We start from the raw sequence: 20534 nt of genomic DNA, 5'->3' as shown, positions 1-20534 counted from the left end.
CTTTCTTGCCCACACGACGGCTAAGAAGTGCTTCGCACGAAGACCAGGAGCAAACTGTAGTCACCTTTATCGGCTGCACGCAAGGCGGTTAAGTAATCCGACCGGGCGTTATCCGCTTTAACCAAGGTCCCGTCGCCGCCCCACGAAAATGGCTCTTGTTTCATGCTGCGCAAGAGCGCATCAGCCATCATTCGTGAGTGTCGACCATTGCCGTTTGGAAAGGGATGAATCCATACCAGTTCGCGGTGAAATCGTGCGGCAATTTCATCGGGCAAGAATGTGCCGTTATCGACCCACCACTGCGTGTTATCGAAAAGGTTTCTGAGTTTGACGCTGACCTGCGTCCAGTCACATCCGATGTTTTTGTCGGATTTGCGGAACGTGCCTGCCCACGACCAGGTCTGGTCAAACATTTTCTTGTGAACGTTGCGACAGAACTCTTCACTGAGGACATCGACCTTGCGTTGACGGCGAGCCCATTGCACGGCCTGCATGATGTTCTCCTGCTCCCAGTCATTCAGGTCGCCCTTGGTAGTCAGGTGCGTCGGTATCAGTCCTGCAAGCTCTTCGGGGTCGAGCGGTGTCTGGCCGTCCTGTTCGTCTAAATCTATCGCCATAGGTCGGACCAGCGGCCCCTAAGCAGTTCCGCCGTTCTCTGCTCAACCTGTTTGCGAAGTCGGTCGGTTGCCGGACGCTGGTCTTCCAGACTCATGGTGTGCGCAACTCCGCTCACTTCCTGGAGGGCGATTGAGCGCGCCCGGTCTTCGACCACTTGAGTCAGTGGCTTTCGGGGCACCAGGGCATAAACAAGCTCGCAGTCCAGTCCCTCAGCCAACTTGCGCAGTTGTCCAAGCGTGATTCGCTCTTCGGCTTCCGCCGACTCCGATTTGTGCAGGCTCGAACCGGTAATGCCTAACCTGCCGGCTTGCTGTCGCTCGGTGAGCCCTAACGACTCTCGGATAGCCTTTAACCATCCACGCGGCGGGGGGCGACGGTTGGTCAAGCCCGAGTACGTTGCGGCCGAGGCTTGGACTTGCTCAAGCCGAAGCTGTCTCATTTTAGGATCCATCTTGCTGGCCTATAGGCTATCAAAAATTAGGAAAATGATAGCCTATAGTGACGTGATCATCAACTTTATGGTTCCCTGAAATGAAGCAAATACATGTGTTAGGCGTCATTCTAGTGAAGCATGATTTAGCCGACTGCTTCGTTATAATGAATCAGGTGGTAAGAGCAGCTATCTCGCTATGCCGTATCAAGAACGCCTTATTGCTTCAATATATAGCAGCAGATATCTTTGATTTGCTGCATTGGAAGGCAGCAGAAGCCACGCAGTTTTGTTTTGAACGCCTGTTGCCCGGTTGGCCTTATGTATGGGACGTAGGTGTCTGAAGTTAGTTTAGAAGCTTTGTTTCGAGCTTCTACCCGCTATGTCGAGCGCAACGTCGAGAAATAGCGCCCGCATTTCCCGCACTTATTTACGGCAAGAAAAAGGCCCACAGTCCATCGGGATGCGGGTCTCAGCGGTAACTAGCTCAAATCAAAACCTTTGTAGTACGGAGCAGTGTTTGCGCACGGCTTTTATTGGCAGAAGCTGAAACGACTACTTCGACGCCGCCACCATGTAATCGACGGCGGCCTTAACGTCGGCATCGGGCGCATTCGATCCACCTTTGGCCGGCATTGCACCCTTGCCGTGCAGCGCATAGCCGTAGACGGTGTCCATCGGCTCTTTCAGGCGCGCGGCCCAGGCGTCTTTATCGCCGAATTTCGGTGCGCCAAGCACGCCCGCCGCGTGACACGCCTGGCAGACTTGCGTGTACAGCGCCTTCCCGGCCTGCGATGCATCCGCGCTTTGCGAACCTGCAGCCGGGGCCGAGCTCGCTTGCGGGACGTTTGCCAGGGCGGCGACTGCTGCCGCGGCTTGAGCGTTATCGGTTGCGCCAGCCGCCGCACCGCTCGCCGGAGCTGCCGCCGCCGATGCCCCCGCCGCCGCGCCAGGCGCAGGTTGCGCGGGTTCGGCGAATTTTGCGCCGCCATCGTTGGCCATGTAGACGACTGCGCGGGCGATTTCGAAGTCGCTATAGTCGTCGGGACTCGTGCCACCGCGAGCGGGCATGCCGCCCTTGCCGTTGAGCGCGTTGTGAAGCAACGTGTCGTAGCCTTCCGCAATGCGCGGCGCCCAGTCGCCCGCGTTGCCGAACTTCGGCGCGCCGGCAACACCGGCCGTGTGACAGGTCGTGCAGACCGCCTTGAATACCTGCTCGCCGGATTTGTAGACGCGCGGGGCGTTGGCGTCGCGGATATCGACTTGCGCGACCGGGGCGATACGCTCGGCGACAGCGGCGTCCGACAGGGAATCGGTGCCCGCGCCGGTACGGGTCGTGTTGTTGACGTAGACGGCCAGCAGGACGATCACGACGATCGGAATGGCGAACCCGGCGACGATTGCCGCGATGAGTTGGCCTGGCGTTTTGATCGGGACTCCGTGGGGTGCTTCACTCATGCTCGTCTCGTCTCCCTTTTTATTTGTGAGTCGGTCCAGCGACAGCGTGACAGCAGGGGTAGATCTCTCGAATACTTTTAAACGTTTTCGCCAGCACGGTCGATTATAGACGGAACGTTTACGTGGCGGCGTACCCGCAAAGGCTTGTCGCAGCGCGTGTTAACCCGGATTTTCGGGGTTTTTGCATGGGTGTTGCGATGGACGGGCGTTGAGCCTTCGAACCCTTACGATGGACGAATCGGACGAAAACAGGTATTGTTTCGGACTCGCAGCGGTCCTGCCTCCATGATTTTGTATATGGAACGCGGTGCCCCTTGCTCATATGCGCCCGTAGCTCAATGGATAGAGTACTGCCCTCCGAAGGCAGGGGTTGCTGGTTCGATCCCAGCCGGGCGCACCAAGATTTAGCGCAAATCGAGTTTCCTGGTCATTCCAGGATCACATTCAGCTCCAAACGCATTTTTAGTGCCGCCAGCGCAGAAGCGTTGGTGTCGACTGTCGTCGCGGGTCATTCGCAAATGCCGCGCTTCGCTTAGATGGGCCTCCCTTGATTTCGCTCTGCTGGATTGGCTTTCCTGTCGCCCACGCTTTCTGATCAAAATCCAATTGGTCGTAAGGACACGGGAGAGCGGACCATAGATTCCGTCAGTGAATCGACGTCCGATATCGCATCGGCAGTTGAAGGTGCCAGAGGAATAAACCATTTCCTGCATCGGATTGAGGAAAACGTGCGTAGTTAAGTAGGCGCGTCCGCCGGGCAAGGCAAAACTCGCCTCCACGCTTCGCAGAAACGCGACCCGTTTAACAACCCTCGACCATCCAACCAGGCCGAAACCAGAGCCCCCCGCCATTGACCCATATACTCCCGCCCAAAATCCCATCCACCCTCCATCCGCACCCCAATTTCCCTTTGCATATAGCGCGCATCAACGCAGTAGGATTGCGGTTGCGCACTACGCAGCCACTGTAGAAAACGTCGGTTTAAACCACTAAACCATAAAAAAAGGGACACAGGATGGGGCATTTGCATGACCCCGTGCAGCGGCCGCGCGGCTATGTCTGGTCTCCGCATCGCGATCCGGAAAGGGAGCAGGCAACGCTCCGAGTCGCACTCGGCGGACTCGCGGCCGTGGCATATGGCGCGTTCGCGTGGTTCGATCCTTCTCCTGCGGCGACCGCATGCTTTCGCGTGCTGGCGCTGTATCTGGTTTATGGCGTGGCCAGCCGGGTGATCATCGGCGGGATGCCGCGTCATTCGGACGTGCGTCTTGCCATCACCACGATCGCGGATCAGGCGCTCCTCGCCCTGATTCTTGCCGCCGGCGGCCCGCTCGCGCTGCCTATGCTCTGGGCCATTTTCCTGTTCCTGATCGGCGCAGGAGGGCGTTATGGGAAGCGGACGCTGGCGTTGTCGTGCGTTACGGCACTGGCCGGAATCGTCGCGCTATCCATGCTTCAGCCATGGTGGCGTCTCAACCGGCCGGCGGCGCTTGGCATTGGCTTGAGTGTGCTGGCGGCATCGGTGTATCTGAGTGTTCTGATCGGCCGGCTCGGCAGCGCGAACCGCGATCTCGCGCTCCGGGCAGGCACCGATCCGCTCACCGGATTGAGCAACCGGTACGCACTGGAACAAACCATCGGACGGGCGGTGACGGCGATATCGACGGGACAGGAAGGCGCGACGGCGTTGTTGCTGATCGATCTCGATGGCTTCAAGGAAGTCAACGATACCTACGGCCACGAAGTCGGCGACGTCGTGCTGCGAACCTTTGCTGATTCGCTGTTACGCCGTGTGCGGACCACCGATACGGTCGCGCGTCTCGGCGGCGACGAATTCGTGGTCCTCGCGCGTCACGTGACGGGCAGCCACGCGGTGCATACGGTCGCGAACGGAATTCACGCGGTGCTGGCGGAAATGACGTCGGTGCAGGACCGGGTGGTGAATGTATCGGCGAGTATTGGCGCATGCCTGATCTCGCCAGACCTGAAACCCATCTACACCGATATCGCCGTGCTGATGCGCGCGGCGGATCGTGCAATGTACCGGGCGAAAGCGCTTGGTAAAGGCCGAACGGTGTTTGCCGAAGGCGCGGACTTCGAACCTTCTTGAAGCGGCTCAGAAAAAGCCGCTCCCGAACCGTCAAGCCTCCACGCCCGACCAGGCCTGTTCGCGCAACTTCGCGCGCAACCGCGCAACCGCCTGGCTATGCAACTGGCACACGCGCGATTCGCTGACTTCCATCACTGCGCCGATTTCACGCAGATTCAAGCCCTTCTCGTAATAGAGGCTCATCAGCAGCTTTTCGCGCTCGGGCAGTTTGTCGATGGCTTCGACCAGCGCGGAACGCAAACTGCCGTCGAGCAATGCGGACAACGGATCGGCTTTATCGACGCAATAACGATCGAGGAATGGTTCGTCATCCGATGACCGGTCGAAGTCTTCGTAATAGATCAACTGGCTGCCGTGCAGATCCTGCAGCATGGTCTGGTATTCGTCGAGCGGCATGTTGAGGTGCTCGGCGACTTCCTGTTCGCTCGCCGACCGGCCAAGGTGCTGCTCGACCTTGTGTACCGCCGATTCGACCTCGCGCGACGTCTTGCGCATGCTGCGCGGCAGCCAGTCGTTGGCGCGCAGTTCGTCGAGCATTGCGCCACGAATCCGCTGGCTCGCGTATGTCTCGAACTGCGCGCCCTGGTCTTCCTTGTAGCGGCTGGCGGCGTCGAGCAGACCGATCATGCCTGCCTGGATCAGATCGTCGAGATCCACACTGGCCGGCATTTTCGCGACCAGTTGCAGACCCAGCCGGCGCACGAGCGGCGCGTAGCGGGTCAGGACCTCGGCTTGTGACAGTTTTCCCTGGGCGTTATACATCGCATTCACCTTTGTTCCTTCTTTGCTTCGTCACACCGACGCCGGGCTGCGCATTGCGAACTCCGGCGACGTTGTTTCGGTGCGGCGCGAGGTCGCTCCCGGGTTGATCGAACGCTCGATATTGCGTGGCGTTTCCCTATGGACGGCTTGCGCCGGCCATTCGAAGTGCGAACTTTCTGGCATCGGCCAATACTGCAGGTCGGCCGCGATGTGGCGGTAATCGCGGGCGGCGGCGGTCGTCGGAAATGCTTCGACTGCGCAGCGCGACAGTTCATGCGCCCTCGCCACGCGCGGATCTTCCGCCACGCAACCGGCCGGCATGAGCTGCACGGCAAGGTAGCGGCTGGCGACACCGGCGAGGTTATCGAAGGCGATTTGCGCATCGGCGGCGTTCTTCACGTGGTTGACCACGATCCGGAAGCGCGAGATGGCGTGCGCGTAATGCAGGCGCTTGATGCATGCATACGCCTCGGTGATCGCGGCGGGAGCCACGCGTGTGACGATCACGAAGTCGTGCGCTTGCGCGGCGAGCGTGGACAACGCGCCGCTACGATCCGGTTGTGTGTCGATGAGAACGATATCAGCGGGTCCATCCAGCAAAACCCGGTAATGCGCGGCGTCGTGGCTGATGCGTTCGTCGCGGGGCGCGGCGATCATCGAAAAGCCGAACGGGGTGCGCGTGACCGCGTCCTGCAAGAAGCGCTTGCCGCCCAGCACGGCGCCAAGTGCGCCCGTGGACGGTACGTTGGCCAACCGGCTCGCCGACAAAGCGTTCTGCCGTTCATCGATCACCAGCACGTCCTTGCCTTGCGCAGCAAGCGCGGCAGCGAGGTTGACGACCGTCGATGTATTTCCCGTACCGCCTATTCCGCCCGCCGGCGCGCCACACACGGCCACCACTCGCGAGCTGTTGCGCGTCAGCAGACGGCGCAAGCCTTCAGCCTGATCGGACACGAACTTATCCAAAGTGAACCTCATGCAGTTCGGTGGAAGCGCGCGCGGAGAGCGCGGAGAGGAGCGGCGGCACGTCGTCGTCTTGCGGCACGAATGGCGAGCCGTCGCGCGGAATGCAGAACGCGCTTTTGATCAGGAAGCGCTTGGTCGCGACATACAGGTTCTCCGGGACCTTCTGTCCGGTCGATACGTAATGCACCGGCAGCTTGTAGCGGATCACGGTATCGATCACGCCGCCCAGGTTCGTGGCTTCATCGAGCTTGGTCAAAATGCAGCCCGCGAGCGGCGGTTGATCGGGCGTGCTCTGGTAGGCCTGCACGACTTCGTTCAGCGTGTCGCCGTGGCTGGTTGCGTTGAGCAACAGCAGACGTTGCACCGGGAGGCCGGCGCCGCACAGCATTGCAATGTGATCGGACACCGTGCGGTCGCGCTGGCTCATGCCGATCGTATCGATCAGGACGATGTGCTTGTTGCGCAGTTCGGACAGTGCGAGTTGCAGGTCGGCCGCGTCCTTCACCGCATGCACCGATACCCCCAGAATCTTGCCGAAGATACGCAGTTGTTCATGCGCGCCGATCCGGTAGCTGTCGGTGGTCAGCAGCGCGACCTTGCTTGCGCCGAAGCGCATCACGCAGCGCGCGGCGAGCTTGGCGGTGGTGGTCGTCTTGCCGACGCCCGTCGGGCCCATCAGCGCAAAAACGCCGCCGCGGTTCATCATCGATTCTTCGCTGTCCATCACGGGCAGGTTGTTTTCCAGGACTTGCTGGACCCATTGCATCGACGCTTCCGCGTGTTCGATCTCCGGCATGTTGTCGATCAGCATGCGCACGAGCTGCGCCGAGAAACCGGCGGCGAACAGGCGCTTGGTGAGCGCGGCGTGGTTCGGGCTGCGGCGCTGGCGGTCGCCCCACAGCAAGCCGGCGAAATGCTCTTCCATCATGCCGCGCATGGACGAGAGTTCGTGCATGACGGTGTCGTTGACGACCTGTTCCATGCGGGCGCGGATGGCTTCGGTCACGGCCGCGGCCGCCGACGCCGGCAATCCCGCAAACGCACCTTCCTGAATCGTGCTGACGGCGGGCTCCGGGGTTTGCGCCGGCATTGGCATCGGCATTGCAGCGGCTTGGCGCTGCGCGAGCTTGTTTTCGGCGCGGCGGGCTGCGAGCTGGGCGGCTTCGCGCGTCCATTCGGGCGCGTCGGCGGGTTGATGCGCTTCCTGCGGCACGACGGTAACGGGACTTCCGAGTCCCTTGGCAATCGCCGCCGATGCACTCATCGAACGCTGCGGCAGGCCTTCGGTAACTGTCTGCGCAACACGTCGCGCATGTTCGATCAGCCAAGGGTTTGATTCGGCCATGGTGCGCGATGAATCTTCTTGCGCTGCGCGCATGCGGCGCGGCAACGGCTCGGCTTCGGGCGCGGGTTCGTTATCGTCGAGTGCGTCGAGCGGTTCCGGATTTGCACCGAACACGGACGAGAAGACATCGCCGCTGGCGTAGGGGTTAGAAGCGTGATGCGCTGTGGGAGCGCTCGTGCTCACCGGCGCTTCTCTCAGCTTCAGTTCACGTTGCTGCGCAGCCGCTTTCGGGGAAATCTTCGCGAGATCGCCGTCGGCCACGGCCACGATTTCGACGCTGCCATCTTCCGTCACCCGGTTCGACAGGACCACCGCATCCGGACCCAGTGCCTCGCGCACGAGACGAAACGCGTCGCGACTCGTAGCACCGATGAATTTGCGGATGTTCATTTGACCCCCGTTGAGCTTGCGCCCACGCTGTTTTATTGCGGTTGAACGGTCTAGGTTGCTTGAGTCTTGCGCCCAGGCGACGTGCCGTTATCCAGTGAGTGAATTATTGCGTGGGTCGCCGCAATGCCATCGGCTGATAAGAGCCGGGAAAGCGGGGTAATTCGAGGGTTCGGCGGGGACCCCGGCGATGTGCGGGATGCAAAGCTCAAACATCAGAGGAATGAACGTGTCTTGCCGGGCTGCCAGGAAAATTTCGGCGTGCGATGGTGTGTTCTGATTCACGCGCCGCGCCATTATGTCGCTCACCGATTTATCCGAACGCAATAGGCACGGAGTCCATTCGTGATAATGGTTTTATTAAAAATCAGAAACGTATGAGTTAACCTTCTTGGATAATGAATAATCTATAAATGCATCGAAATTTCTTTCGTGCGATGGAAAGAACCTCCATATAATAAATCGACAGGTTATTCACGATGCCGGCAAGAACCAACTGAATATTTCGCGTCCTGACATTAATCAAGGAAGATTGAAATGCCACAAAAATCGTTTCAGGCAGAGCCATTCGCATTGCCATTCAATCCGGCAACGACGGCGTTGGTCATCATCGACATGCAACGTGATTTTGTTGAGCCGGGCGGATTCGGCGAAGCGCTGGGCAATGACGTATCGCTCGTGCGCACGGCCATCGAGCCATGCAGGAAATTGTTGAAGGCCGCACGGGACGCTCAGCTCCTGATCATTCACACGCGCGAAGGGCATCGTGCGGATCTGGCGGATTGTCCGCCGGCCAAACTCACGCGCGGCGGCAAGCAATTCATTGGTACGGACGGACCCATGGGCCGCATCCTCGTGCGCGGCGAAGCGGGTCACGACATCATTCCGGAGCTGTATCCGGCGATCGGCGAACCCATCATCGACAAACCCGGCAAGGGCGCGTTTTATGAAACCGACCTGCAATTGATCCTGCAAAACCATGGGATCAAGACGCTGATCGTGTGCGGCGTCACCACTGAAGTCTGCGTGACGACCACGGTTCGCGAAGCCAATGATCGCGGGTACGAATGCATCATCCCGGCCGATTGCGTTGGATCGTATTTTCCCGAATTCCAGAAATCGGCGCTGGAAATGATCAAGGCGCAGGGCGCGATCTTTGGCTGGGTGAGCGACGCGACGGCAGTGATCGACGGTTTGCGCGGCTGATCCTCAACTGACTTCCCAGGCACCGGACCATGGCGCTCCTCACGTTTGAAGTGTCTTCAGTCGGCTACCTTGCCGAGCACGGTCCGCGCGAGACGCGGCGGTTCTGGGTGCACAGCCACTTCCAGCATGCGTTGAATCTTTCATCGGCGAGCGGGGAGTTGCTGACCTTGCTCAGCCCGCGTTTCCAGAACTTGCCGACGGCTATCCGGATCGTCACGCCGCCGGGGTGGGACTGGCGTCATCAGTCGCGTCCGCGCGAGCCCGTCGTGCTCGAGGGCAACGTGCTGCGCGCCGCGCGCTGGCGGGCCGATCTTAGCCGGGCGCCGTGCTGGCGACCTGCTCCGGAAAAGAAGCGGGACGCGTGTTCTCTCGATGCCTTTCTCGGTGTCTATCCGGCGCTCGCCAGCCAGCTCATCACTTACTGCCGGCAGCGCGAGGTGCGAAGCAATTTGCAGTTGCTGCCAGGCTGGCCACTGGACGGACGCGCGCCGCGCCTGAATGTCGCGGACGAAAAGCTTGCGCTCGACGCAGCCGTGGCCGAGTTGATCGGCTTCGGCACGGGACTTACGCCCGATGGCGATGATTATCTTTTAGGTTATCTCGCCGCATTACGGCCTTGGCAATATATTGAAAATATCGCCGCGCATTTGAAACTGTTGAAGTTGGCGATCAAAAGCATGTTGCATCGGACTACGAGCATTAGCCGGCATTATTTGACGCTAGGGCTCAAGGGACATTATTCGGAACCCATCGACCATTTGATCAGTATTTTGATTCGCGGATCACCGGTATCGGATATCGCGACTGCCGCAAACAAGGTCATGGAGTTCGGCGCGTCTTCTGGCGTGGATTGTCTCGGAGGTTTCCTGCATGGAATCAGGTCACTTCAAACGGTAGCGCAAGAAGAAACCCGCTGATCGGACCAGGATCCAGCGAATCACTGTTCGTCAGTTCGATGGCATTCGGCGTATGCAACGCCGGATTCGCCAGGCCCGCATTCGGGCGCTTTTAGAGCATCGGGTGCAACGATCACCGGAATCGGAATTGGAAATGAGCATAAGAACGAAGGTTTTCAGGAACATGTATCAGGACTCCGTCTCCCTGATGCAGATCTCGGCCCGCATCAGCGCGTTGCCGGATATCGAGCAGGCATCGGTCGCGATGGGAACAGAGACGAACCTTGCGCAATTGCGCGACGCGAATCTCGACGACGGTGTCAAGGCGGGTCCGAATGATCTGGTCATCGCCGTGCGTGGCGGCGATACAGCCTGTGACGCTGCCCTCACGCTAGCCGAAGAAGCGCTCTCCGCGAAGCCGCAGGAATCGGGCGGCGACGGCATCCGGCCGCCGCCGCTCGTGAGCCTGGAAATGGCGGCGGAGCAGGAGAAAGCATCGAACCTCGCGCTGATTTCGGTGCCCGGCGACTACGCCGCGGCGGAGGCGACCAAGGCGCTGCATCTGGGCATGTCGGTGATGCTTTTCAGCGACAACGTCAGCCTTGAGCACGAACGTGAAATCAAGACCCTCGCCCGCGATAAAAACCTGCTGGTAATGGGACCGGATTGCGGCACGGCGATCATCAACGGCATGCCGCTTGGTTTTGCAAACGTGGTCCGGCGCGGGGCGATCGGCGTGGTTGCGGCATCAGGGACGGGGCTGCAGGAAGTGACCAGCCGTATCGATCAGTTGGGCGCCGGGATTTCCCAGGCGCTCGGGACCGGCGGCCACGACCTTCACGAAGCGATCGGCGGCATCTCCATGTTGTACGGTCTCGACGCGCTCGCCCAGGACCCGGACACGAAGGTAATCGTGCTGATCTCCAAGCCGCCCGCACCGGCGGTGGCGGAGAAAATCCTGACGCGTGCACGGGCGGCGGGCAAACCGGTTGTCGTGAACTTCCTCGGGGCGAAAGCCAGCGAGATGAACGTGTTCGGCATCACGCCCGCGCACACTTTGGCCGACGCGGCCGGCTACGCCGTCGCGCTGCTGGCGGGCACCGCGCTGCCGGAATCGGTTGCCGCGGTGGCCGCGCCGGACGCCAAGCGTCTCGATGAATACAGCCGCACCATGCCGCCCATCCGCCGCTTCGTTCGCGGCGTGTTCGCGGGCGGCACGTTCTGCTATGAGAGCCAGTTGCTGTTGCGCGAACGCGGGTTCGAGGCGTCATCGAATACGCCCGTTGCACAGAACAAAAAGCTCGACGATATCTGGCACAGCTTTGCTCACACGCTCGTCGACATGGGCGACGACGATTTCACGCGCGGCCGTCCGCACCCGATGATCGATCCGACGCTGCGCAACCAGCGCGTCCTCGCCGAACTGAACGATGCGCAAACCGCAGTCGTCCTCTTCGACCTGGTACTCGGCTACGGCGCGTCGATGGACCCCGCAACCGAGTTGCTCGCGCTCATCGAACATGCGCGCCTTCAGGCGGCCGGCCGCGATCTGCCGGTTCTGATCTCGCACGTTTGCGGCACGCAGGCCGATCCGCAAGTCCGCAGCCGCCAGGTCGACATCTTGCGCGAAGCCCGCGTGCTGGTCGCCGGGTGCAACGCGCAGGCTGCCCTCTGGGCATCCCACATTGCTCAAATCCAGGCGCAAAAATAACGGAACCATGATGAATACGCTATTTCAACAGCCACTCCATGTGGTCAACGCGGGCCTGGCCAGTTTCGCCGATAACCTCGCGCTCGCCGGCGGCGATGTGATCAACCTGACGTGGCAACCGCCCGCACTCGGCGATGTCGAAGCGGGGCTCGCCCTTGCGTCGCTGATCCGCCATCCGCTGGTCGAGCAGGCAAACGAGCAGGCGTTCCACCGATACATCGCGGCGCAACCCGTTCTGGTGGATGTGATGATCGCGTCGACCGCGATCAGCGCGATGTCGCAAAAGAAGCTCATCTTGCATGCGGGGCCGCCCATCGACTGGCCGAACATGTGCGGGCCGGTCAAGGGCGCGATCATCGGCGCGATCTTGTTCGAAGGATGGGCCGCGACGCATGAAGCCGCCGAAAAAATGGCGCAGGACGGCGCGATCCGCTTCGAGCCGTGCCATCACTATCAGGCGGTGGGTCCCATGGCCGGCATCATCAGCCCGTCGATGCCGCTGTGGGTGATCGAGAACAAGACGAACGGCCGGCGCACATTCAGCAACTTCAACGAAGGGCTCGGCAAGGTGCTGCGCTTCGGTGCGAACAACGGCGAAGTACTCGACCGTCTTCACTGGATGAAGGACGAACTCGCGCCTGCATTGAAGGCCGCGCTGAAGGTGCTCGGCGAAGTCGAACTCAAGCCGATAATGGCGCAAGCCCTGCATATGGGCGACGAAGTGCATAACCGCAATGCCGCCGCCACTGGGTTGCTCATCAAGCGCCTGATCCCCGCGCTGCTGTCCAGCGGCTTGCCCATCGACACGATCCAGCGCGTGACGGCGTTTATCGTGGGGAATGATCACTTCTTCCTGAACCTGTCCATGGCGGCCTGCAAGGCGATGATGGACGCCGCCCACAACGTTCCCTTCAGTTCCATGATCACCGTCATGGCGCGCAACGGCGTGAACTTCGGCATCCAGATGTCGGGCACCGGCGACCGCTGGTTCCAGGCGCCGGCCAATCCGGTGGAAGGGCTGTTCTTCCCCGGATACGGCGTGGACGACGCGGCGGCCGATCTCGGCGACAGCGCCATTACGGAGACAGCAGGTGTCGGCGGATTCGCGATGGCGTCGTCGCCGGCTATCGTCAAGTTCGTGGGCGGAACACCGGCCGATGCCACCAATAACAGCCGCCGGATGCAGGCGATCACCCTCGGCGGGAATCCGGCGTTCACGCTGCCGGCGCTGAATTTCGCGCCGACGGCCGCGGGTATCGATGCACGCAAGGTCGTCGATCGCGGCATCCTGCCGATCATCAACACAGGCATTGCGCACAAGCAGGCGGGTGTCGGGCAGATCGGCGCGGGGATTACCACGGCGCCGATGCCGGGGTTCATCGATGCCATTCGCGCGCTGGCCGAATACGTTTAATCCACACTGGAACACACCATGACGAAGCCTCTGGCGATCGTCGCGGTTGGCGGGAATGCGCTGATCCGCGACGATGAACACAATAGTATTCCTGATCAATATGAAGCTGTGATCGAGAGCGCGGGACACATCGCCGAAATGATCGAGGCAGGCTGGGACCTGGTGCTCACCCACGGCAACGGGCCGCAGGTCGGCTTCATCTTGCGGCGCTCGGAACTTGCCGCCGACGAAGTTCGTCCCGTTCCGCTCGACTATGCGGTCGGCGACACGCAGGGCGCTATCGGCTATATGTTCCAGAAGGCGTTGAGCAATGAGTTGCGACGACGCGGAATCGATCGTCGCGTGGTCACTGTTGTGACGCAAACGCGCGTGAGCCGCGACGATCCGGCGTTCCGTAATCCGGCCAAACCCATCGGCGCTTTTTTCGATGAAAACACCGCGCGCAGGCGCCAGCAGGAACTCGGGTGGACGCTGATGGAGGACGCGGGGCGCGGCTGGCGCAGAACTGTCGCTTCGCCGCAGCCGCTCGAAATCATGGAGCGCGAGGTGATTGCCTCGTTGCTGGCGCAGGGTTGCATTGTGATTGCGTGCGGTGGCGGCGGCATACCCGTCGTGGTGGATGACAGGCAGCAGATCTCGGGCGTGGAAGCGGTTATTGATAAAGACCTGGCTTCCGCGCTGCTCGCCGAGCAACTCGGCGCCGACTTGCTGTTGATTCCCACGGGCGTTGAACAGGTCGCGATCAACTTCGGCAAACCGGAACAGCGCTGGCTCGATACGTTGAGCCTTGCCGAAGCGAAGATCCTGATCGCGCAGGATCAATTCGGCGCGGGCAGCATGTTGCCGAAGATCGAAGCAATCATGCGGTTCGTGACGCATAGCCGCGCGAACGGCGGAAACGGCAAGGGCCTGATTACGAGCCCTGAAGCGATTCGTCGCGCGCTCGACCAGAAAACCGGTACATGGATCACGCAATAGGTTTTCGTAACTTACGTACTGATTATTTAGCAATCCAGATTTATTAACGAACGATAAAGGCATGTCGATTATGGAAACCACCCTGCTTGCCGTCAACGGCACGCTGATGCGCGGACTGGAATTGAACAAGAACATGATCGCCGCGCAGGGCGTCTTCCTTCGCGAGGACCATACCGATGCGCACTACCGGCTATGGAGTATCGGCGATCGTCATCCGGGAATGATCCGCGTCGCGGCTGGCGGCACGTCTGTCGCGCTCGAGATCTGGGCGTTGCCGCTGGTTTCGTTCGCCGGTCTGTTGCTGAGCGAGCCGTCGGGATTGGCGATTGGCAAGGTCACATTGCGTGACGGCACTCAAGTACTCGGCGTTCTTGCCGAACCGTGGCTTGTTGAAAACCAGAAGGAAATCACGTCGCACGGAAGCTGGCGCGCCTACACCGGCCATTTCTATTCCGCGTGAGCGAACGAGACTTTCAAGGACTATTTGTATGCGTGAAACTAGCGAACGTTCGAATACCGCGCCCGGACATCGCATTGCCATGATTTTGCTGGGCATTGCGGTGACGCCGGTTCTGCTTTCATCGTCGAGTCTGGGGAGTCAGTTGTCCAGCTCGGCGTTGATCAAGGTCGTGGTGCTCGGCAGCATCATCTTGACCATCCTGTCGATCATCACCATTTGCGTGGGTGAGAAAGCGCGCATGCCGACGTATGGAATCGTGAAGTACCCGTTCGGCGAGAAAGGCGCGATTGCGATCAACATTCTTCTTGCCGTCAGCCTGTTCGGGTGGATTGCCGTCACGGCCAACATGTTCGGGCATTCCGTGCATGACCTCCTGGCGCAACACGGGATCAACCTTCCGGTGCCGATTCTGGTTGCCATCGGATGCGTGATTTTCGTCGCCGCGACCGCGTTTGGCTTCGAGTTACTGGGCAAGGTCGCGCAGTTCGCGGTACCCGTCATTGCGTTGATGCTTGCGTATTGTCTTTACGTCGCGGCGCATGGATCGGCCGAGGTTCCCGTGCGGCTTGCGGAGATGAATACGGGCGTGGCCGTATCGACGGTTGTTGGCACGATCATCGTGCTGGTCGCCACGTTGCCGGACTTCGGCAGCTTCGTGCATGACCGCAAGCACGCGATTATTGGTGCGGGGATGACATTTCTGATTGCGTATCCGCTGTTGTACTGGGCGGGCGCGACGCCGAGCGGAAATGACAGGGCAGAGTTCGTTGCTCGGGTCGATGGCCGTGTTCGGGGCCGTCCTTCCGGCTGCATTGCTGCTGATTTTTGCTACTGTAACGGGCAATGCAGGGAATATGTTTCAGGGGACGCTGGTTGTATCGACCTTGTTCACGCGGTTTCCCAAGCGGCAGATCACCGTTGCGCTGGGCGTTCTTGCGGTGATCGTGGGGAGCATGGATATCATGGGATGGTTCATCCCGTTTCTGCTGTTTCTTGGAATTGCGACGCCGCCGGTGGCGGGGATTTATATCGCGGATTTTTTGCTTTATCGGCGCAATGGGTATGACGAGAAGGTGCTTGTGGCCGAACCGCAGATCAAGGTGATGACGTTTGTTGCGTGGATCATCGGATCGATGGTCGGGTTTTTGACTGTGAAGGACGTGTTTACGTTCACGAGTATTCCTTCGGTTGATTCTATTTTGGTCGCTTGCGCGTGTTATGCGGCTTTTAGCCGGTTTTCGAGGGGGGCGTTGGCGGCGGGGTGACCTGGCGGTCGGGGTTGGTCTTGGGTTGGTGCTCTTGAGGCTACCGCGCGGTTTGTTTTGGTTGATTTCTTAGCACTGTTAGCCACTGTGCGTGGCGGCACTTCATTTCACGGGTTTTGCGCTGGCGCTTGGGTACCGTTCTTTGCGGTCGGGGCTGGTGCCGGGTTGTTGCTTTTTAGGTCTTCGTGAGTTTCGTCTTGGCTGATCTTTTTAGCACTGTTAGCCACTGTGCGTGGCGGCACTTCATTTCACGGGTTTTGCGCTGGCGCTTGGGTACCGTTCCTTGCGGTCGGGGTTGGTGCCGGGTTGTTGCTTTTTAGGTCTTCGCGCGGTTTGTTTTGGCTGATTTCTTTAGCACTGTTAGCCACTGTCCGTGGCGGGACTTCATTTCTTTTTCCAACGGCGAAAAAGAAATGAAGCAAAGAAAACGCCTCTCAACCGCTAGTTCTTAAGTGTCCCGAGCGTGCACGTACAACTGTTTGGTACTTCACAAGAACGCTCGACGCCGGACTTAAGAACACTTGAAACCCTCCCCCTCCGTCAACGGCAACCCACACGCTTCGCCACCAGTGTGGGAATCCGTTAACCAGGCTTCCGCGCTGCGCGCCCTGGCGCCCAAATGGAGGGGCTGGCTGTACTGGTTCCGTTTTGCCCGCGCGAGCCTGGGACCACCGGCGGCAAAGTCTCGGCAAGTTCAAGATGCTGTAGCGCCGTCACGTGCTCAACCCGTTGTTTACTTGGGCCAGGTTTCCGTATTGACTGCCACAGTTACTGGTGGCGAAGCGTGTGGGTATCTGTTGACGGAGGGGGAGGGGTTCAAGTGTTGGTGGTTATGGCGTCGAGCGTTCTTGTGAAGTACCAAACAGTTGTCACTGCACGCTCGGGACACTTAAGAATTTGCGGTTGGAAGGCGTTTTCTTTGCTTCGTTTCTTTTTCGCCGTTGGAAAAAGAAATGAAGTCCCGCCACGGACAGTGGCTAACAGTGCTAAAGAAATCAGCTAGAACGGAACGCGCGAAGACCTAAAAAGCAGCAACCCAGCACTGACCCCGACCCCAACCCCGACCCCAACCCCGCCCCCGACCCCTCCAAACCCTCCCCCAGCGCCAGCGCCCCCGCCCGCCCTACCCCTGCGCTCCAATCAAATTCACCACCTTGATCCCCCGCGTATCCGGCACCTCCGCATACGACAACACCTTCAACTGCGGCAAGCTCCTGCGCAGGAACCGCGCAAGCATCGCCCGCAGAGAATGCTGCACAAGTAGCACCGGCGGCAACCCGATATTCTGCTGTCTCATGATCGCGTTCTGCGTCGAATTCAAAAGCGTCTGTGCCAATCCCGGCTCCAGCCCCGGATTCGCCCCCGTCGATAAAGCCTGCGACAACACCCGCTCAAGCGCCGGGTCCAGCCCCATCACCTGCAATTCGCCACTCCCCGGATACCACTGCTGCGTAATCGCGCGGCCAAGCGCAAGACGCACGGCGGCGGTCAGATCGTGAGCATCGGAGATCTTGGGGGCGTGTTCCTGAAGCGCATCGACGATCGTGCGCATGTCGCGAATCGGCACGCCTTCATCCAGCAAGTTCTGCAGCACCTTTTGCAGCGTGGTCAGCGCCATGACCTTCGGCACCAGATCTTCGATCAGCGTCGGCGTGTCCTTGCCAACGCGTTCCAGCAACGCCTGAACTTCCTGACGCCCGAGCAACTCGGCGGCGTGCGTCACGACCAGATGATTCAAATGCGTGGCGACAACCGTGCTGGCATCGACGACCGTATAGCCGTAGACCTGCGCCTGCTCACGCAAATTCGTATCGATCCAGACAGCCGGCAAGCCGAACGCCGGGTCTTGCGTCGGACTGCCCGGCAGCGTGGCCGTGACCTGACCCGGATTGATTGCGAGCCACTGGCCAGGGAACGCTTCGCCTACGCCGACTTCCACGCCTTTCAACGCAATCCGATACCCGTTCGGCCGCAATTCCAGGTTGTCGCGGATATGAATCACCGGCGGCAAAAAGCCGATTTCCTGCGCGAATTTCTTCCGGATGCCCTTGATGCGCTTGAGCAACTCGCCATCGGTATTGCGGTCGACGAGCGGAATCAGCCGATACCCCACTTCAAGCCCAAGCGGGTCGATCATCGCGACGTCGTCCCAGCTCGCTTCGCTGTTCTCGACCGGTGCGGCGGCGGGCGCCACGAGTTCGGTCACGGCGTCCGCTTTCTTCTTCGCCTGGGCGCGCTGGTTCATCGTGCGTGCGGCATAGACAAGACCGCCGCCAAGCAGCAAGAACGCGAAATGCGGCATGCCCGGAATCAACCCCATGACCCCGATGATCACGCCCGTGATCATCAGCACGCGCGGGTTGCTGAACAACTGCCCGGTCAATTGCGTACCAATGTCTTCTTCGGTCGCTACGCGCGACACGATCACGCCGGCGGCCGTCGAAATGATCAGTGACGGAATCTGCGCGACGAGACCATCGCCGATGGTCAGCAGCGTGTAGTTGGTGGCGGCGTGCGCGAAGTCCATGTCGTGCTGCAACATCCCGACGATCAACCCGCCCACGATATTGATCACCATGATCAGCAAACCGGCGATTGCATCGCCGCGAACGAACTTGCTCGCGCCGTCCATCGAACCGTAGAACTCGGCTTCTTGCGCGACCTGCACGCGGCGTTTGCGCGCCTGATCTTCGTTGATGAGGCCGGCGTTCAGGTCGGCATCGATTGCCATCTGCTTGCCCGGCATTGCATCGAGCGTGAAGCGCGCGCCGACTTCCGCAATCCGTCCCGCACCCTTGGTGATCACCATGAAGTTGATGATCATCAGGATCACGAACACGACGATACCGACCGCGAAGTTGCCGCCCACGAGGAAGTGGCCGAACGATTCGATGACCTGGCCGGCGGCATCGGGACCGGTATGGCCTTCCAGCAACACGATTCGCGTCGATGCCACGTTCAGCGACAACCGCAGCAACGTGGAGAACAGCAGCACCGCAGGGAACGCGGCGAAGTCGAGCGGCTTTTGCGTGTACATGCTGACAAGCAGCACCATCACGGAAAGCGCGATGTTGAACGTGAACAGCAAGTCGAGCAGGAACGCCGGCAACGGCAAGATCATCATGCCGAGGATCATGCAGATCAGCACCGGCCCGGCCAGCGCCCTCAAGTTCTGCGTTCCCAACGCCTCAGGACGCTTCGAGAAAAATCCGGCGCGCGCGTTCATGCTTTGCTTCCTTTGACTGATTCGTTTTTAGCGGCTTCTTCAGCCAGCGCTTCTGCAGCTTCCTGATCGGCTTCGGATTCGGGGACGCTGCCTTTATCGAGTTCCGGGGGAACCTCGAGGTTGTCCGGTTCGTCCGGCCGCTCGCCACCGTTTTCCTTGAACTTGCGCAACTGATACACCCATGCCAGAACCTGCGCGACCGCGCCGTAAAGCGCGCCCGGAATTTCGCGATTGATCTCGACGTTGTGATAAAGCGCGCGAGCGAGCGGCGGCGCTTCGAGCAGCGGAATGTTGTGCTCGCGCCCAAGTTCGCGGATGCGTGCCGCCACGAGGTTCACACCCTTCGCAACGACCTTCGGTGCGCGCATTTCGCCATCGGCGTATTTGAGCGCGACGGCGAAGTGCGTCGGGTTCGTCACGATCACATCGGCCGTGGGGATTGCCGTCATCATCCGGCGGCGCGCGGCTGCACGTTGCTGCGCACGAATGCGTCCCTTGACGTGCGGATCGCCATCGCTTTCACGATGTTCACGCTTCACTTCCTCTTTGCTCATGCGCAGCTTCTTGGCATGCGTCCAGAGTTGGTAGGGGACATCGAGCGCGGCGACCAGGAACAAGCCCGCGATCGCCATGCCGCAGCACACCACGATCAGGTGCATGGCATCGGCGAGGGCGAGGCTCAGCGGCTTTGTCACGAGACCGAGCACTTCTTCTTTCCGATGCCACATCGCCCAGCCGGCAAGCCCGCCGACAACCAGCGTCTTCAGAATGGACATGCCGAGCGCGATAGGCCCTTGCGACGAGAAGATCTTGCCCAGTCCGCTGATTGGATTAAGCCGGCCGAAGTTCGGAGAGAGCGGTTTGGTGGTGAGAAGCCACCCGCCGAGCGCCATGGGCGCAATGACGGCGGCGAGTGCGGTCAGCGCGAGCACGGGAAAGAGGGCGAAGAAACCTTCCTTGCCGGCTGCTGCTGCGCCGATCAGCATCTGGTTGGTATCGAGTACGGTGTTGTGGTTGAACGTGAGCGCGCCGCGCAGGATGGACTGCAGATGCTGGTTGATCGGCCCGGACATGCCATAGACGCCAAAGAATCCCGCCGATAACAGCGCAAACGAAGCCAGTTCCCGTGAGCGCGCGACCTGACCTTCCTCCCGCGCCTTATCGAGGCGCTTGGGAGTTGCTGATTCGGTCTTTTCGAGATCGCTTTCTTCTGCCACGTCGCTGCACTCCGGTCAGCCGGCCTTCGATGAAGACCTGAGCTTCTGATCCAGTGAAGCGATTATTGCGAAAAGCTGACCGTGA

17 protein-coding genes, 1 tRNA gene and 1 pseudogene are annotated in these 20534 nt (G+C 60.2%); 11 read left to right on the top strand and 8 right to left on the bottom strand.

The genetic code is table 11. The features are described from left to right. Nucleotides 1–20: 20 nt before the first annotated feature. Both AXG89_RS05500 and AXG89_RS05495 read right to left on the bottom strand, forming a co-directional pair. Complete coding sequence (locus tag AXG89_RS05500; protein ID WP_082771340.1) at nucleotides 21–617, bottom strand: mobile mystery protein B; 597 nt, start codon at nucleotides 615–617, stop codon at nucleotides 21–23. Further along, entirely contained in the window at nucleotides 608–1057 is a 450-nt protein-coding gene (locus AXG89_RS05495; RefSeq protein WP_236873408.1) for a mobile mystery protein A, read from the bottom strand. Before AXG89_RS05495 ends, AXG89_RS05500 begins: the two co-directional genes overlap by 10 nt. A gap of 92 nt (nucleotides 1058–1149) precedes the next feature. Between AXG89_RS05495 and AXG89_RS05490 the strand changes: the two genes are divergently transcribed. Then, entirely contained in the window at nucleotides 1150–1392 is a 243-nt protein-coding gene (locus tag AXG89_RS05490; protein WP_062168394.1) for a hypothetical protein, read from the top strand. A 211-nt stretch (nucleotides 1393–1603) separates the two neighbouring features. Here AXG89_RS05490 and AXG89_RS05485 read toward each other — a convergent pair whose 3' ends face one another. After that, nucleotides 1604–2506 (bottom strand): c-type cytochrome, encoded by a 903-nt coding sequence (locus AXG89_RS05485; RefSeq protein WP_062168392.1) that lies wholly within the window; start codon nucleotides 2504–2506, stop codon nucleotides 1604–1606. A 324-nt stretch (nucleotides 2507–2830) separates the two neighbouring features. On the opposite strand from AXG89_RS05485, the gene AXG89_RS05480 reads away from it, so the two are divergent. Beyond that, nucleotides 2831–2906, top strand: a tRNA-Arg gene (locus tag AXG89_RS05480). Nucleotides 2907–3521: 615 nt separating this feature from the next. Beyond that, nucleotides 3522–4616, top strand: coding sequence for a GGDEF domain-containing protein (locus tag AXG89_RS05475; RefSeq protein WP_062168390.1), 1095 nt, complete (start codon nucleotides 3522–3524; stop codon nucleotides 4614–4616). Nucleotides 4617–4646: 30 nt separating this feature from the next. Here AXG89_RS05475 and AXG89_RS05470 read toward each other — a convergent pair whose 3' ends face one another. Genes AXG89_RS05470 through flhF form a run of 3 tightly spaced genes read right to left on the bottom strand, consistent with a single transcriptional unit; the run spans nucleotide 4647 to nucleotide 8079 of the window. Continuing rightward, on the bottom strand, nucleotides 4647–5378 hold the full coding sequence (locus AXG89_RS05470) for an RNA polymerase sigma factor FliA (protein WP_062168388.1): 732 nt from the start codon (nucleotides 5376–5378) through the stop codon (nucleotides 4647–4649). A 30-nt stretch (nucleotides 5379–5408) separates the two neighbouring features. Further along, nucleotides 5409–6344, bottom strand: coding sequence for a MinD/ParA family ATP-binding protein (locus AXG89_RS05465; RefSeq protein WP_082771339.1), 936 nt, complete (start codon nucleotides 6342–6344; stop codon nucleotides 5409–5411). Further along, the gene (gene flhF, locus AXG89_RS05460; RefSeq protein WP_062168386.1) at nucleotides 6337–8079 is read right to left on the bottom strand and encodes a flagellar biosynthesis protein FlhF; all 1743 of its coding nucleotides are present in this window, start codon (nucleotides 8077–8079) and stop codon (nucleotides 6337–6339) included. The genes AXG89_RS05465 and flhF overlap by 8 nt, the downstream gene beginning before the upstream one ends. A gap of 534 nt (nucleotides 8080–8613) precedes the next feature. On the opposite strand from flhF, the gene AXG89_RS05455 reads away from it, so the two are divergent. The 8 genes and pseudogenes from AXG89_RS05455 to AXG89_RS44590 all read left to right on the top strand — a co-directional run bounded on the left by AXG89_RS05455 (nucleotide 8614) and on the right by AXG89_RS44590 (nucleotide 16006). Then, nucleotides 8614–9282, top strand: coding sequence for a cysteine hydrolase family protein (locus AXG89_RS05455; RefSeq protein WP_062168385.1), 669 nt, complete (start codon nucleotides 8614–8616; stop codon nucleotides 9280–9282). 29 nt (nucleotides 9283–9311) lie between these two features. Then, the gene (locus AXG89_RS05450; RefSeq protein ID WP_062168383.1) at nucleotides 9312–10199 is read left to right on the top strand and encodes a DUF2877 domain-containing protein; all 888 of its coding nucleotides are present in this window, start codon (nucleotides 9312–9314) and stop codon (nucleotides 10197–10199) included. A gap of 133 nt (nucleotides 10200–10332) precedes the next feature. Then, nucleotides 10333–11889: an acyl-CoA synthetase FdrA gene (fdrA, locus tag AXG89_RS05445; RefSeq protein ID WP_062170299.1), complete on the top strand. Its 1557-nt coding sequence runs from the start codon at nucleotides 10333–10335 to the stop codon at nucleotides 11887–11889. Between the two features lie 7 nt (nucleotides 11890–11896). Then, nucleotides 11897–13303: a DUF1116 domain-containing protein gene (locus tag AXG89_RS05440; RefSeq protein ID WP_236873376.1), complete on the top strand. Its 1407-nt coding sequence runs from the start codon at nucleotides 11897–11899 to the stop codon at nucleotides 13301–13303. An 18-nt stretch (nucleotides 13304–13321) separates the two neighbouring features. Further along, a complete protein-coding gene (gene arcC, locus AXG89_RS05435) occupies nucleotides 13322–14281 on the top strand; it encodes a carbamate kinase (protein WP_062168379.1) in 960 nt (319 codons plus the stop codon). 61 nt (nucleotides 14282–14342) lie between these two features. Continuing rightward, nucleotides 14343–14741, top strand: a complete 399-nt coding sequence (locus tag AXG89_RS05430; protein WP_062168378.1) for an allophanate hydrolase-related protein — start codon at nucleotides 14343–14345, stop codon at nucleotides 14739–14741. Between the two features lie 28 nt (nucleotides 14742–14769). Then, nucleotides 14770–15417 (top strand): annotated as a pseudogene (locus AXG89_RS44595) (cytosine permease); the annotation flags it as partial. A gap of 73 nt (nucleotides 15418–15490) precedes the next feature. Next, a complete protein-coding gene (locus tag AXG89_RS44590; RefSeq protein ID WP_442861743.1) occupies nucleotides 15491–16006 on the top strand; it encodes a cytosine permease in 516 nt (171 codons plus the stop codon). Nucleotides 16007–17129: 1123 nt separating this feature from the next. On the opposite strand, the gene flhA is transcribed toward AXG89_RS44590, so the two are convergent. Both flhA and flhB read right to left on the bottom strand, forming a co-directional pair. Further along, on the bottom strand, nucleotides 17130–19232 hold the full coding sequence (flhA, locus tag AXG89_RS05420; RefSeq protein ID WP_062168376.1) for a flagellar biosynthesis protein FlhA: 2103 nt from the start codon (nucleotides 19230–19232) through the stop codon (nucleotides 17130–17132). Beyond that, entirely contained in the window at nucleotides 19229–20449 is a 1221-nt protein-coding gene (gene flhB / locus AXG89_RS05415; RefSeq protein WP_062000646.1) for a flagellar biosynthesis protein FlhB, read from the bottom strand. The genes flhA and flhB overlap by 4 nt, the downstream gene beginning before the upstream one ends. Nucleotides 20450–20534 lie beyond the last annotated feature (85 nt).

The organism is Burkholderia sp. PAMC 26561 (assembly GCF_001557535.2).
GTDB lineage: Bacteria > Pseudomonadota > Gammaproteobacteria > Burkholderiales > Burkholderiaceae > Caballeronia.
This window is presented reverse-complemented; position numbering and strand designations above follow the sequence as displayed.

What these genes read in the sequence shown, in the direction of transcription:
- AXG89_RS05500 (WP_082771340.1), bottom strand. Translation starts at nt 617, where the DNA reads ATGGCGATAGATTTAGACGAACAGGACGGCCAGACACCGCTCGACCCC.
- AXG89_RS05495 (WP_236873408.1), bottom strand. Translation starts at nt 1,057, where the DNA reads ATGAGACAGCTTCGGCTTGAGCAAGTCCAAGCCTCGGCCGCAACGTAC.
- AXG89_RS05490 (WP_062168394.1), top strand. Translation starts at nt 1,150, where the DNA reads ATGAAGCAAATACATGTGTTAGGCGTCATTCTAGTGAAGCATGATTTA.
- AXG89_RS05485 (WP_062168392.1), bottom strand. Translation starts at nt 2,506, where the DNA reads ATGAGTGAAGCACCCCACGGAGTCCCGATCAAAACGCCAGGCCAACTC.
- AXG89_RS05475 (WP_062168390.1), top strand. Translation starts at nt 3,522, where the DNA reads ATGGGGCATTTGCATGACCCCGTGCAGCGGCCGCGCGGCTATGTCTGG.
- AXG89_RS05470 (WP_062168388.1), bottom strand. Translation starts at nt 5,378, where the DNA reads ATGTATAACGCCCAGGGAAAACTGTCACAAGCCGAGGTCCTGACCCGC.
- flhF (WP_062168386.1), bottom strand. Translation starts at nt 8,079, where the DNA reads ATGAACATCCGCAAATTCATCGGTGCTACGAGTCGCGACGCGTTTCGT.
- AXG89_RS05455 (WP_062168385.1), top strand. Translation starts at nt 8,614, where the DNA reads ATGCCACAAAAATCGTTTCAGGCAGAGCCATTCGCATTGCCATTCAAT.
- AXG89_RS05450 (WP_062168383.1), top strand. Translation starts at nt 9,312, where the DNA reads ATGGCGCTCCTCACGTTTGAAGTGTCTTCAGTCGGCTACCTTGCCGAG.
- fdrA (WP_062170299.1), top strand. Translation starts at nt 10,333, where the DNA reads ATGAGCATAAGAACGAAGGTTTTCAGGAACATGTATCAGGACTCCGTC.
- AXG89_RS05440 (WP_236873376.1), top strand. Translation starts at nt 11,897, where the DNA reads ATGATGAATACGCTATTTCAACAGCCACTCCATGTGGTCAACGCGGGC.
- arcC (WP_062168379.1), top strand. Translation starts at nt 13,322, where the DNA reads ATGACGAAGCCTCTGGCGATCGTCGCGGTTGGCGGGAATGCGCTGATC.
- AXG89_RS05430 (WP_062168378.1), top strand. Translation starts at nt 14,343, where the DNA reads ATGTCGATTATGGAAACCACCCTGCTTGCCGTCAACGGCACGCTGATG.
- AXG89_RS44590 (WP_442861743.1), top strand. Translation starts at nt 15,491, where the DNA reads ATGACAGGGCAGAGTTCGTTGCTCGGGTCGATGGCCGTGTTCGGGGCC.
- flhA (WP_062168376.1), bottom strand. Translation starts at nt 19,232, where the DNA reads ATGAACGCGCGCGCCGGATTTTTCTCGAAGCGTCCTGAGGCGTTGGGA.